The organism is Cellvibrio sp. (genome assembly GCF_039207905.1).
GTDB lineage: Bacteria > Pseudomonadota > Gammaproteobacteria > Pseudomonadales > Cellvibrionaceae > Cellvibrio.
Genome location: NZ_JBCECX010000043.1, coordinates 9,010 through 22,163, shown reverse-complemented (window position 1 = coordinate 22,163; position 13,154 = coordinate 9,010). Strand labels below are relative to the sequence as shown.

Below are 13,154 nucleotides of genomic sequence, written 5' to 3'. Positions count from 1 at the left end.
GCAGGTTGTTCCCTGAATGTGTTGTTAAAATTCGATGTAAACGCGAGCCCCCAAAGCGATAGCATCATCCAGAGTTCGATCCATCGATGGATTTTGTACATAATACAAACTGGCTTGTGCGCTGAGGTGTTCAACTACCGGGGCGAAATACGTAAATTCCCATGCGGTTTCGGTGCGACCTGTTTCACTATTTTCTGCAAGATAAGGGTCACCGTTACGCGCTTGCGCAACAGCCAGCCCCAAGCCGTCACCATCCAACCAAAAATCGGAAAAGGTAATGCCGGTGCCGCCGTAATATTCCAACTGATTAACTTGATCGTCAGCTCGCCCTAATTGAATAAAAATAGCGGCAACGTCATTGATATTTTTCTCAGCAATAAAATAAACACCGGTATTGTCATCTGCCTGTTGACCATCAACCGGATTTTCTACCTCCGCCGTTTGCTGCCATGCTCCAATCGCCACCTTGTCACGGCTTTCATTTGCCCAACCCCATTCAAGCGCACTGAATAAACCATCGCCGCTATTAAACTGAATGTGGGTACCGCGCGGATTATCCGGATCACCGGGAATACCATCGTAAACAGCAGCCAATAGATATTGGCTCTCGCCGCGAAAAGTAAAATGCAGCGCAGTAGAAGTAGTTGAAAAAATTGACGGAACTGCTTGTGACGTATCAGGCCCAATCCCGAATGAGGGATGAGTAAATAAACCAGCCGATTCAAGTGAATAGAAAGTAGAATTGTAATCATGCAAACCAAACAGTAGGCTTACACGCTCATCCAAAAATGTGTGCTGATACCAAAACTCATAAACCTTTAAGGCTTCATCTGTAGCTATATTGGAAACACCTTGAATATCCCCAACGTAATCAGACGGATTTTTGCCCGCATTACCCAACACATAGACAAACCATTCACCGCCACTCCACCAATTTGCAGCTTCGGTATCAATTGCTAATGTCAAATCAAAATTGGCCAGCTCACGCGAACCTTCTTTAACTCCACCATCAAGATTAGTGACGGATTCCAACGTCAGAGCTGTCGCCCATTCATAAGGCGTCGCGGCCAGACTGGAGGTGGCAGTATTGAGGAAAGTGATTAAGGCAAAACTGATCAGTTTTTTCATAGCCAACAATCCCTATGCCTTTATTGGTAGGGTTGTGCTGCTAAAAAACAACACAACAGGGCAATGCTGACTTGCAGTATAGACAGGGATTAAGCACGCCAATGACTATCGCGCAAAAACAATATTGTTATCGTTGAATGGAATTAAAACGAATCGTTTAAATTAAAAAATGATCAATCCTGTTGCTGCTGGATTGCCAACTTTCTTTTGGTGAGCGCAGTCGCTTCATGCTCAAGAGGGTTTTCAGGCCAAGGGTGTCTTGGGTAACGGCCACGCATCTCTTTGCGCACATCAGGATATGCCTGTTGCCAGAAGGTCTGTAAATTATTGGTGATCGCCAACGGGCTTCCGTTTGGCGAGAGCAAATGAATTTTTAATGGAATTTTTCCTTTGGCGAGTTGCAACTGTTCGCAGCCAAAAAACTCCTGCAATTTGGCCGATATTTGCGCGCTGCCATCGCTGGCAAAATCAACTGTTACATTGCGACCGCTGGGTAATTCAATTTTTTCCGGCAACAGCTGTGCAATCTTTTGGCAGTTATCAAAACCTAAATAGAACTCCAATGCCTCCAGCAAAGGTAAATGATCCAGACGTGTTGCCTCATTCAAAAATGGCAACAACCATTGCGGCAGAGCATCAATAAGTGCTTGTTCATCCAATGCAGGCAGTTCGCACAACTCATAAGCAGTTACCAAACGTGCGCGCTCGAGTAATGCGCGCGCTTTATCGCTCCATTGCAGATGATCCAGACCTTTGAGTGAAATCATCGCAAGAATTTGCTCCAGTAATTTTTGTGCTATATCAGCCGCTGGAATCGCTTGCCACTCTTCATCAATAACAACACCACCCATCGACCAACTGATATGTTCTTGCCAGCGCTGCTGTTTAAAAACCAACTCAGCTTGCTGCACACTCAGCTGCCGTTGCTGCGCAGCAGTGAGTTGCAAGAGAATACCAACACCGCTGTGACTTTTCGGTTTGGTATTGATAAATGGAAATACTGCCCAGCTTTCATCAAGCTTGCCTTGGGGATCAACACTAATGCCCGAGTTCAAGCGATAGCGCCCAGACTCCTGACGAAAACCAATGCGATCACTGAATGCTTTCGCCAGCGGCAACGGGTCTAATGCCGCTGTATTTTGTTGCAGCGATAACACGCCCAGCCAGCGTTTTTGTTGCTGCTGCCATTGGCGATTGCGCGCCAGCTCGCGCGCTGCATCCTCCAGCAAGGTAGCAAGATCCTGTTCTGCAGATAATTCAAAATGCAGCGCGAGCGCAAGCAAGAGCGCTGACTCAGAAATTACTTTTTCGTGGAGCAATAAAAACGCCGCAATACGGGGATGAGTACCTAGCTCGCTTACTTTTTTCCCCGCTGTCGTCACCTGCCCTTTTTCATCCAGCAGCTGCATTTTTTGCAATTGCTGCACCGCAAATTGGAAGGCCAGTTTATTCGGCGCTTCAAGCCAGGGCACCGAATCGACCGGGCTCCCCCAATGGGCAATACGCAGCGCGAGCGGTAAATAATCGGTCGCGCGGATTTCCGGTAAATCGGCTGCAGCAAGTGGTTGGTCTTGCGACCAAAGGCGAATGCAATGCCCTGCCTGTACACGCCCCGCACGACCAGTACGCTGCGCAGCGCTTGCCATACTGATGCGGCTGGTGCGCAAGCGGGTGATGCCGGTGCGCTGTTCATAATCAGCGCGGCGCGCCAGACCGGAATCAATGACCAAAGTGACATCGGCAATAGTCAGAGATGTTTCAGCAATATTGGTCGCAAGAATCAGACGCGGTCCCTGCGCGGAATCCAGCGCAGCAACTTGTTCGCTCGCGGGTACGCGGCTGTGCAAGCGAAATATTTTTTGCTGCGGAAATTTTTGCGCGATCAAGCCCGCACAATTTTCTATCTCACGCCAACCCGGTAAAAAAACCAACACACTTTGTGCTTGCCATTGCGGATAGGATTGCAATGCCCGCAGCAAATGCTCTTCTATTTTTTCGGGATATGCATTTGGATTTTGTTTGATTGGAAGATACTGCACAGTCACCGGAAAACAGCGTCCGGGAGCAAAAAGACGATTAGCAATTTGCTGTTGCAATGCGGGGTCGGGCGTTGCGCTCATCAAAATCAATTGCAAATCATCGCGCAGGATTTGCACCTCTTGCAGAAATGCCCAAGCAACATCCTGATTGACGGCGCGTTCGTGAACCTCATCCAACATTACACAGGCAACACCATCAAGCGTTGGATTCTGCAATAAATGCTGCAATAAAACTCCCGGGGTCATCAACACCAAACGCGTCTCAGCGCTCATGCGTGAATCGTAGGGAACTTGATAGCCTACTCGCTGCCCGGGTTTTTCATCCAACAATTGTGCAAGCCGTTGCGCTAATGCTTGCGCGGCTAGTACCCGCGGTTGAATCAACCATACCTGTTGCCCTGCCGGAACTTGCGCCAATACCCACAGCGGTGCCAGCGTTGATTTACCAGCGCCCGGCTCTGCTTCAAGCAGCAGCGGCGTATTGGTAAGCGCCGCGACAAAATCATCGTGAAGCGCACTTAAAGGTAAGTCGGGCAACAGCATAAAAGTCCAAATAGAATGGGATAAAAATTAGTTAACGAAATTGATGGGTTAATTTGATACCGGCAGAAAAATTGCGCCCTAATGCTGGTTCAAATGCGCGACCATTGGTTTGGTTTACAACAACAGAACCTACGTAGTTTTTATCGGTAGCATTGGCCAGTTTTAACCACCAATCAAACTGCATAAAGTGCGATGGAATACTGCCCTGTGCGCTGATATCAAATGTATTAAAAGAAGGAGCGTAAACCTGATTATTATCGGCCGTAAAAATCCGCGCACGCTGCTGTGCATTCACCCCCAGCTGCAACACATCGGTCGCAAAAGGTAGCCATTGTACACCCAGTTGATATTGCTCGCGTGCTACGCCCGGTAGTTGTTTGCCATCCCACTGGCCAGCAGAATAGATAGCATCAAACGACTGCAAGCTTAACTGCACACGCAATTCAGGATTGAATGCATAACGGCCAAACAATTCAATTCCATCGCGTTTGGTCGCCGCCGCATTGCGGTAGCTGGTGCGACCACCGCTGGATTGATCAACAACAAGTTCATTGTCGGTATCAATGTAAAACTGCGTCAAGGTGAGCTCGTTATTTGCTGAGGAACGATAACCAATTCCCCATTGGTGCTGGCGATTAACTGCCACCTCCAAATCGGTATTTAAACCCGTGGTGCCGGATTTATAGGCCATCTCGGTTAGCGTTGGTGTTTCATAACCACGTCCGCTGCTGGCAAATATTTCCCACGACGTAGCAAGCTGATAATTTGCACCTAAGGCAAAAGCCTCCTCGCGATAATTGCGCGCACCGGAATCGTCAGGATTGCCGGCAACTATAAAATAATCGTCGACATCAACATCCATATCGGTATGGCGCGCACCAGTATAGAGTGTTAATTTTTCGGTAGGATTAATTTGGATTAAAGAATAAATATCGTGGCTCTCAACCTCACCGGTTTCATTGCGACGCAAGTCGCCCGCAACACCAAGATTATTTATGTAACCATGACGGCGGTCTTTCATCTGCGCAATTTCGGCACCGAGACTGAATTCAGCAGGCAGCGAAAAAAAATCAAAACTGTGCGTGAGTGTTCCGCTTACGCCGGAAAAATCCCGCGCTAAATCCACCACACCACCGCTGTTGGAAATGGCATCGCCTGCAAAACCGAGGTACTGTGTAATAGAACGTTCACCTTGCCAGAGCGCTGCCTGCCAACGGGTCGCACCTGTATTATCGCGCACACTGATTGATGTTTGCTGATGCTCAATTGTTTTGCGCGTGTTGTAAGTTTCTGCGGCAGGATTTAATTGCCAGGGATCGTTTCGCCATTGCTCCAGCGTCAGTCCCAATGGATCTTCAAGCAAGGGATCGTCTGCATAATCGTGTTTGATAATGACATCGATATTATTCGCTGTTGTATAAAAAAACTGTGCACCTGCTTGTCTTCGCTCAGCACTGGAGTGCGGGCGCTCGCCATCAATATCCGTATTGGAAAATTGCGCGCGCAACGCAACATTGTCTTTGCGCCACTCACCGTTCAGTGTTTGCCGTTCAAGTCCAGGATCGCCACCAATAAACCCCGCACTCAACTGACTCACGCTGGGTGCGGCACTTTGCAACGCAATCACCCCACCGGCACCATTACCGTAAAGTGCTGCAATCGGGCCACGCAATACTTGCGCGCTGGCAATGTTATCGAGCATCGCGCTGGCAAGTTGTCCTTGCCCATCAGGTGTCGACATGGGGATACCATCAATTTGCAATTCGATACCGCGCACACCAAATGCAGAACGGGCGCCGAAGCCACGCATACTGATGCGCGTGTCCTGTGCATAATTGGTGCGTGAATCAACCTGCACACCGGGAATTATTTGCAATAGTTCAGCGGGATCAAGCCGCGCACCGACGGCAAAATCGTCTGCTGTTTTTATCACCAATTGTTGCTTGAGATCACCCGCTGTACTGCGCTCACCAGTGACCACCAGTGTTTCTAATAATGCTGCACCTGTTTGGGCCTGCGCATGAAGCGCTTGTGATGTGAGTAAAGTTCCGGCTAAAAATACGTAAAGATTCGTGCGCAAATAATTCATATGCATCCAAAATTGTTAATCAACGCGTATCTTACAACGCAAGTAATGCAACTATTTTGCTAAAAATGCGACAAAGTCTCAGTAAGTAAAACGATTTTTTACATCGATTAGCCCTTGGCCTGCTATTTGGCCAACAGCTTCTATACTCAAGATGTAATCATCAGGATGATCATATGCAACAAGAATTTCAAAATCAGTTAGAACGCTTGCGCATGCAGTTTGCCAACAGCTTACCTGAGCGAGCACGCCGCCTTGAAGAGATATGGAGCCATTTGCGCCACCTCAACTGGAGCGAGCAAGGCATTAACGCCCTGCAACAATTTGCACATAAACATGCAGAAGCCGGTACCAGTTTTGGCTTCCCCGAATTACGCCTCGCCGCTCAACAATTAGACGATTTTATTAAAGGCCTTACCGAACTGGGACGCAGCTTCGGTGGGCAAGAGTATGCTCAACTGGAAGACCAAGTTGAGCAACTCGGTAAAGCCATGACGCTAGCGGCGAGTGGTTCTGCGCGCCAAGATCCACTTCCACTCACCACTAACACAGCAAGTTACCCTGAAGCCCAGGGGAAAACCGTCTTTTTAATAGATCCTGACCGCATCCTGGCAGCGCTTTGCACCGCGTATCTGCGTAAAGCCGGGTTCTTGGTGGAATACTTTGATAATCCACAAGCCTGCATGCAGCGACTATATATGGATTCGCCGGCAGCCATTTTGATGGACCCGGACTTTGAGCGCTCTGGCCTTAAGGCGCTCGGCAATCTACACCAGATCAAAGCTTTGCTAACAACCGAGATCCCCATCATTCTGATGTCCGGTCGCACCGATGTGAATGCAAAATTGCGCGCGTTGCGCGCGGGCAGTAGCGATTATCTTGTCAAACCACTCGACTTCAATTTTCTAGTTGAGAAGCTGGTGAATACCATCACCAATAACACCAAAACTTACCGTGTCATGTTGGTCGACGATGACCCCAACATCACCAACCTGCAATCTGAAGTTTTGCGCCACGCGGGGATGGAAGTCCTGTGTGTCAATCAGCCACTCACCAGCCTGCAGCGCGCTGCCAAATTCAAGCCTGATTTAGTACTTCTGGATATGCACATGCCCGACATCAATGGCATGGAGCTGGCCGTCTTGTTGCGCCAGGATCCGGAATTTTTATTGCTGCCAATCATTTTTGTTACGTCCGATACGGATGCCAATTTACACAAAAGCATTAAGGCGCTCGGCATTAACGCCCTACTCACCAAACCCTTCGAGGTAACCGAATTACTTGCTGTCTGTGAGCAGGCGCTCGCCGATACATCGGCCCTGAAAAACCGCGTCGCTCGCGTGACGCGCCACACCCAACAGCCGCAGCAAATTAATCGCAGCTATTTCTTTGCAGCTCTGGAAGACGAGCTGCATAACAATGGACTGGGGAATCAAACCAGCGCGCTCTACTACTTCAGTATCGATAAGTTGGAGGAGCTCAATAAGCAGTACGGAACCATTGAAATGATTGATCTGCACGATCAATTTTGTCAGCGCCTTAACGAAACTGTAGGCAGCGACGAGCAATGGATGGATCTAACCACTATGGTCGCCTGCGTCCTGGCAGGAAAACGCAGCCCCGACTTCCATCGCCAGCGCAGCGAACAATTTACCAAACACCTCAGCACCCAGCCCTACAACATCAAAGGCAAATCCCTCTCCTTACAGATTAAAGTGGGACTCGTGCAACTAAGCCCGGCGCTTGCGACAGCCAATAATGCGCTATTGCAGGCAGAGCATGCATTTGATTCGAATATCAGCGGCACACCAGCACCCGCTGTAGCCGCAACGTCCCCCGAAAAAGCGGCGCCGGTGTTTTCCAATATTGTCTTTAGTCGCGACCTCAGCCTCGCCTTTCAACCCATTATCAGCCTTGAAGAAGCACAAATTGAGCACTTCATGGTGCTTACTCGCTTGAGTAACGAAGATGGCCAACCCATTCCCGCAGGGCAATTTCTCAGTCGCCTGACCCAACCAGGCAAGCGACTGGAGCTGGATCGCTGGGTACTGCAACAAGCGGTAAGTTCGATTGCCGATAACAGTGCAACCCGGGAACAAGCCACTTTATTTATCCACCTCGCTGAAGAAACCTTGCAGCAAAGTGCGTTCTTCTCTTTTGCGGCCAATGTCTTGCGTTCATCCCGCCTGCGCGGTGACGGGCGACTGGTGTTTGTGCTAGAGGAGAACTGGGTGATTAATCATTTTCACCAGGCAGGTGAGATCATTAAAGCCTTACGCGATATTCGCTGTGGTGTATGTATCACGCGCGCGGGAGAGAATGACCAAATAGTAATGCTGCTAAATGATTTGCCGATCAACTATGTGCGCCTGTCGCCCAAACTGACCGGAGAGGGAACCAACCCCGCATTAATGAAACAGGTCATTTCCCTCGCGACCGAAAAAGGGATACAAGTGATCGCCACCCAAATCGAAAATTCGCGCAATCTCTCCACTTTATGGATGCAGGGTGTACGTTTGTTTGAGGGCTTTTTTATCCAGCCACCAGACACTAATTTCCATCTGCAGAACGACATTATCTTTGCCAAGGAATTTGTCCAGGGCGGCTTTAACTTGTAACAAATCAGCGGTTATGGGCGCAAATTTGCCAATAATCGCAATAACTTATATATTTGCTGTCTGTTTTTGCCGCGCACACGCTGGTTTCCAGCCATGTACCATCAGCCGCAAGTGCTGATGTAGCGAAAAAATCCCCTGATCAATCATCCGCTGGCCTGTTATAAACAGGCCTTGGCGGATTCGTTTTTTCACGCAAAGCATATTTTTATTGTTGACGCCCCGGCGTTGTTTTTATGGAGAACACCATGTCTACGCTCATGAATACTTACGGCACCAGAACCCTGACCCTCACCAAGGGCGAGGGCAGCCGAGTATGGGACGACAGCGGTAAATCCTATCTGGATGGCATCAGCGGTATCGCTGTGTGCGGCCTGGGCTATTCTCACCCTGCGCTGGTGAAGGCGATCTCCGAGCAAGCGGCGACCCTGCTGCACGTATCCAATCTGTACAACATTCCCCAGCAACAGCGTTTGGCAGATTTGCTAATCCAGGAATCGGGCATGGATAAAGTGTTCTTTTCCAATTCCGGTGCCGAAGCAAATGAAGCCGCGATCAAAATCGCGCGTAAATATGGCAACGATAAAGGCGTGAAGAATCCCGCCGTCATCGTTATGGCCAATAGTTTCCATGGCCGGACTCTGGCAACCCTCAGCGCGACCGGCAACACCAAGGTGCAAATCGGTTTTGAGCCATTGGTCGAAGGATTTATCCGCGTGCCTTATAACGATGTGGCAGCAGTCGAAGCAGCCATCGCCGACCACAAAAATGTTGTCGCCATTCTGGTTGAGCCGGTTCAAGGCGAAGGTGGAGTGCGCGTTCCTGCGGCAGATTACCTGAATAAGCTGCGCGTTCTTGCCGATAAGAATGACCTGTTATTGATGCTGGACGAAATCCAGACCGGCAACGGCCGTACCGGTACTTTCTTCGCTTACCAACACAACAACCTGCTGCCCGATGTAGTCACTACCGCTAAAGGCTTGGGTAATGGTATGCCTATCGGTGCTTGCCTCGCACGCGGCAAAGCGGCAGAGGTACTGCAACCGGGCAATCACGGCACCACTTTTGGTGGTAACCCGCTGGCTTGCAGCGCCGGTGTTGCGGTAATCGAAACCCTGCAATCATCCAACCTGATCGCACAGGTAAAAGTGCTTGGCGACAAACTGCTGGCAAGCTTCAAAGACGCACTTGCTGGCAATGCCAAGGTTGTTGATATCCGTGGTAAAGGATTGATGATTGGCATCGAGCTTAATGCCCCCTGCCCCGACCTTGTTCAAAAAGGCCGCGATTTGGGTATTTTGATCAATGTTACTGCCGTTAATACCATTCGTTTGCTGCCGACTTTCATCCTTACCGATGCGGAAGCAGATGAGCTGGTGAGCAAGGTAGTACAGCTGGTTAACGAGTTTCAACCCAGCAATTAATGAGTTTTAAACAGGCGCGCGCATAAGGCGCGCGCTGCAATAAAGAGCAATGATTATGGTACCCCCAAAGGCACCGAGACATTTCCTGACCCTCGCCGATATCAACCGCGCCGAACTGCAGCAGATTATTGCGCGCGCTATCGAACTCAAAGCCCTGCTACGCGAGGGTAAAGCCCCGGAAGTTTTCAACAACAAAGTGTTGGCGATGATTTTCGAGAAAAACTCAACCCGCACCCGTGTCTCATTTGAGTCAGGTGTAGCCAAACTGGGTGGTCACGCAATTTTCCTGTCGACCAAAGATTCCCAGTTAGGTCGCGGCGAGCCAGTTGAAGATGCCGCTCGCTGTATCGCCAGCATGGTCGATATGGTCATGATCCGCACCTACGGCCACGACACAGTGGAGCGTTTTGCCGAATACTCACGTGTACCGGTAATCAATGGTCTGACTGATGAATATCACCCTTGCCAATTATTGGCAGATATCCAAACCTACGTTGAACGCCGCGGATCACTCGCTGGCAAAACCGTGGCTTGGGTGGGCGATGGCAACAATATGTGCAACACCTATATCCAAGCTGCAGAGCTGTGCGATTTTGAGTTGCGCATCGCTACCCCCAAGGGGTTCGAGCCGGAAGATGAATTTGTCGCACCCTACCAGCATCGCGTTACCCTGACTAACGATCCGCGCGAGGCAGTAGCTGGTGCTGATCTGGTTGTGACGGATACCTGGGCATCAATGGGGCAAGAAGACGAGAAGAAACAACGCGAGAAAATCTTCAGTGGCTATCAAGTCAATACTGCACTGATGAGCCTCGCCAAAGCCGATGCACTATTTATGCACTGCTTGCCTGCTTATCGCGGTAAAGAAGTATCCGCCGAAATTATGGATGCACCTGATGCAGTCGTCTGGGAAGAGGCGGAAAACCGCATGCACGCACAAAATGCATTGATGGAATTCCTGTTTAATCAGTAATCCGACCTGTTAAGCACGAAATTCATAGTAAAAATAAAACCCGTCAATCCTCATTGGATTGACGGGTTTTTTATTGACACCAAAAAAGCACACAAATAGGACAACGTTGTCAGGTGATGCACCACAGCGAAACACACAAAAATCACCAAAATATTACATTAGGTAACACATTCCAGTAAAAATGCCCCAAAATGATGATTTTAATAACATTAATGAATCTAAATATTAATTTATATTCACTATATTCATAAAAAATATCAATTATTTTGTTTTAGTAAAAAAACAGTCTGAAAAATCGTAACTTAAAGTAACAAAACAGTAACGTAACATGCCTATAATACGTCCGTGGGTGCAGTTAAATATTCTGGTTAATCTTACTTACTGAGGTCTTTATCATGTCTAAATCATCTTTTTCTAAATTCGTTGCCTTTGCTTCATTAGTTAGTCTGTCAACGTTGTCAGCTTATTCAAGCGCAGAAGCCTTTGCTTCATACAAAGAAGTTCCCGGTGTTGTTACTGGTGTGAATCCTGAAGAAAGCACTATCACCATCACTACCGACGAAGGCGTTAAGAAAACCTTCAACGTAATCAAAGGCGCAAAAGTAGCGACCACTAAAGGCCGCGTAATGACTTTGGGTGCGTTGGAAAAAGGCGACACAGTGGTATTGAAGAACCGTGTTTCTACCCCTGCCGGTGACATCAAAGAAAACACTTTGTCAGCCAATTAATAACTACGTGACTGATATCGCGTAAACACATTACACGTACAAACGTGCTGCGTAATTTGCAGGTAGTTCTAGCCCTGGCTAGTCGTGCAAAAACGCGCAGGGACAATGACATGGTAGCTTGCTACCGATAACTAAGTCCGAATGTTTATGCTGCTTTGACCACTGCAATGAGCCCCGCTCGGGGCTTATTGTTCTTACTGGATCAGCAGTTACACTGTTAAATTTATTTCCTGCACTACACCGGTTTTGCCATCTTCGGTGAGATAAATCCCCGAATTAACAACCTCGCCCAGCAAATTGTTTTGCGCATCTTTCAATTGGAAAGGTGACGACACATGCCCCAGAAAAATCGCGCCGATATTTTTATCCCCCAGTGCTGCCAGCTGGGTAGTGCCATCCTCATTGGTCATCCATATGCGCAACTGGTGATAAATGCTATCGCCCTCGTCGATAAAATTATTGCCATCTTCATCATAGGCCGCGAGCTCCTCAAAACCGCGCCCGCTGCTGGGGCCAAATAACTCGCTACCGTTATTGATAATGCCATCGCCATTCCTGTCCAGCGCCAGATAACCACTACCCGGGCGCAAGGTGGCAATTTGCTCAGTGGTGCCATCGCTATCCAGATCGAACTCAAACCGGGTTTGGCTGAGCGATGCCCCCAATCCATCAAAGTTAATCACCAGCGGGTCAATTTTTTTGGCGCCGCCTCCGATTTGAAGATTGGACTCCTGCACAAACTCACGGCTCATATTCATCGCCACCGAAAAGTCGATCTCCCGACCATCAGCAGTGCGCACCACCCCAACCGCCTGGAAACTCATGGATTCCTGCTCGTGATAGCGCTCATTGCGCTGGTAAACCAAGCCCGTATTGCCAGAGCCACGGCTGCTAATCACCTGTGCAGGTGCAGAGGTATCCACCTCCAACTGCCGGGGTTTATCGCTTGATGACGAGTCTGCCGGCGTAGACATATTCAGCTCCCGGCCGGTAATCGCGCGATACATCGCCTCAATGATCATCTTGTTCAAACGCGTCCGGGAATCCATTTCGGTGGTCAGGTCGAGTGTTTGTGTTTGGCGATGCATCGCCAACAAGGAGCCGGCGCGCGAGAAGTCAACTTGCACGCCCTTTGACTGCGCCGAAGTAGTATCCGTAATAGGGGTAATGGGCGTCTGTCGATCCACCCAAAGCCCGAGGCTTTCGCTAACGCTATGCTCCTCACGATAACTTTGCTGTGCTGCCATGCCGATCTGCGCGTTAGAAATGATCATATTGCCATCCTCTTTTTACCGGAGATTTAAGAAGCCCCACAGCAAAGAGACTGAGGGCTAATCTCTATAGCGGCAAAAACGCTGATTTTTTGAGCTGAATTTGGCATCAAAATTAGAATTAATGGCTATTAACCGATGGATGAAACCCTGTTTCAGAGGAATAGATCGAATAAGAGAAACAAAAAGTCAGAGCAGGAATAAATGGAGGGCGATCAATTACTAGCAATTAATTACTAGCAAGAGTCAGCTGGGTTTTGTAGCGCTGATGGAGGATATTGACGCGGAATACGTAGGTTTTGGTTTCTTCGTATGGCGGTACACCGCTGTATCGTTCAACTGCACCC

Annotated in this window: 8 protein-coding genes; 4 read left to right on the top strand and 4 right to left on the bottom strand. The window is 48.9% G+C overall.

The features are described 5' to 3' along the window. Nucleotides 1–24 precede the first annotated feature (24 nt). The 3 genes from AAGC78_RS19090 to AAGC78_RS19080 all read right to left on the bottom strand — a co-directional run bounded on the left by AAGC78_RS19090 (nt 25) and on the right by AAGC78_RS19080 (nt 5,799). A complete protein-coding gene (locus AAGC78_RS19090) occupies nt 25–1,128 on the bottom strand; it encodes a carbohydrate porin (RefSeq protein ID WP_435785702.1) in 1,104 nt (367 codons plus the stop codon). A gap of 173 nt (nt 1,129–1,301) precedes the next feature. Further along, nucleotides 1,302–3,710 carry an ATP-dependent helicase HrpB gene (gene hrpB / locus AAGC78_RS19085; RefSeq protein ID WP_435785701.1) on the bottom strand — a complete coding sequence of 803 codons (2,409 nt, stop codon included), beginning with the start codon at nt 3,708–3,710 and terminating at the stop codon, nt 1,302–1,304. Nucleotides 3,711–3,741: 31 nt separating this feature from the next. Further along, nucleotides 3,742–5,799: a TonB-dependent receptor family protein gene (locus AAGC78_RS19080; protein WP_435785700.1), complete on the bottom strand. Its 2,058-nt coding sequence runs from the start codon at nt 5,797–5,799 to the stop codon at nt 3,742–3,744. A gap of 173 nt (nt 5,800–5,972) precedes the next feature. Here AAGC78_RS19080 and AAGC78_RS19075 point away from each other — a divergent pair, with 173 nt between their 5' ends. The 4 genes from AAGC78_RS19075 (at nt 5,973) to AAGC78_RS19060 (ending at nt 11,536) form a co-directional block, all read left to right on the top strand. Then, nucleotides 5,973–8,414, top strand: a complete 2,442-nt coding sequence (locus AAGC78_RS19075) for an EAL domain-containing protein (RefSeq protein WP_435785699.1) — start codon at nt 5,973–5,975, stop codon at nt 8,412–8,414. Nucleotides 8,415–8,659: 245 nt separating this feature from the next. Beyond that, the gene (locus AAGC78_RS19070) at nt 8,660–9,835 is read left to right on the top strand and encodes an aspartate aminotransferase family protein (RefSeq protein WP_435785698.1); all 1,176 of its coding nucleotides are present in this window, start codon (nt 8,660–8,662) and stop codon (nt 9,833–9,835) included. A 55-nt stretch (nt 9,836–9,890) separates the two neighbouring features. Beyond that, the gene (gene argF / locus AAGC78_RS19065; protein ID WP_435785697.1) at nt 9,891–10,808 is read left to right on the top strand and encodes an ornithine carbamoyltransferase; all 918 of its coding nucleotides are present in this window, start codon (nt 9,891–9,893) and stop codon (nt 10,806–10,808) included. 395 nt (nt 10,809–11,203) lie between these two features. Beyond that, a complete protein-coding gene (locus AAGC78_RS19060; protein WP_435785696.1) occupies nt 11,204–11,536 on the top strand; it encodes a hypothetical protein in 333 nt (110 codons plus the stop codon). Between the two features lie 209 nt (nt 11,537–11,745). On the opposite strand, the gene AAGC78_RS19055 is transcribed toward AAGC78_RS19060, so the two are convergent. Next, nucleotides 11,746–12,810: a hypothetical protein gene (locus tag AAGC78_RS19055; RefSeq protein WP_435785695.1), complete on the bottom strand. Its 1,065-nt coding sequence runs from the start codon at nt 12,808–12,810 to the stop codon at nt 11,746–11,748. Between the last annotated feature and the right edge of the window lie 344 nt (nt 12,811–13,154).

What these genes read in the sequence shown, in the direction of transcription:
- AAGC78_RS19090 (WP_435785702.1), bottom strand. Translation starts at nt 1,128, where the DNA reads ATGAAAAAACTGATCAGTTTTGCCTTAATCACTTTCCTCAATACTGCC.
- hrpB (WP_435785701.1), bottom strand. Translation starts at nt 3,710, where the DNA reads ATGCTGTTGCCCGACTTACCTTTAAGTGCGCTTCACGATGATTTTGTC.
- argF (WP_435785697.1), top strand. Translation starts at nt 9,891, where the DNA reads ATGGTACCCCCAAAGGCACCGAGACATTTCCTGACCCTCGCCGATATC.
- AAGC78_RS19055 (WP_435785695.1), bottom strand. Translation starts at nt 12,810, where the DNA reads ATGATCATTTCTAACGCGCAGATCGGCATGGCAGCACAGCAAAGTTAT.
- AAGC78_RS19060 (WP_435785696.1), top strand. Translation starts at nt 11,204, where the DNA reads ATGTCTAAATCATCTTTTTCTAAATTCGTTGCCTTTGCTTCATTAGTT.
- AAGC78_RS19070 (WP_435785698.1), top strand. Translation starts at nt 8,660, where the DNA reads ATGTCTACGCTCATGAATACTTACGGCACCAGAACCCTGACCCTCACC.
- AAGC78_RS19075 (WP_435785699.1), top strand. Translation starts at nt 5,973, where the DNA reads ATGCAACAAGAATTTCAAAATCAGTTAGAACGCTTGCGCATGCAGTTT.
- AAGC78_RS19080 (WP_435785700.1), bottom strand. Translation starts at nt 5,799, where the DNA reads ATGAATTATTTGCGCACGAATCTTTACGTATTTTTAGCCGGAACTTTA.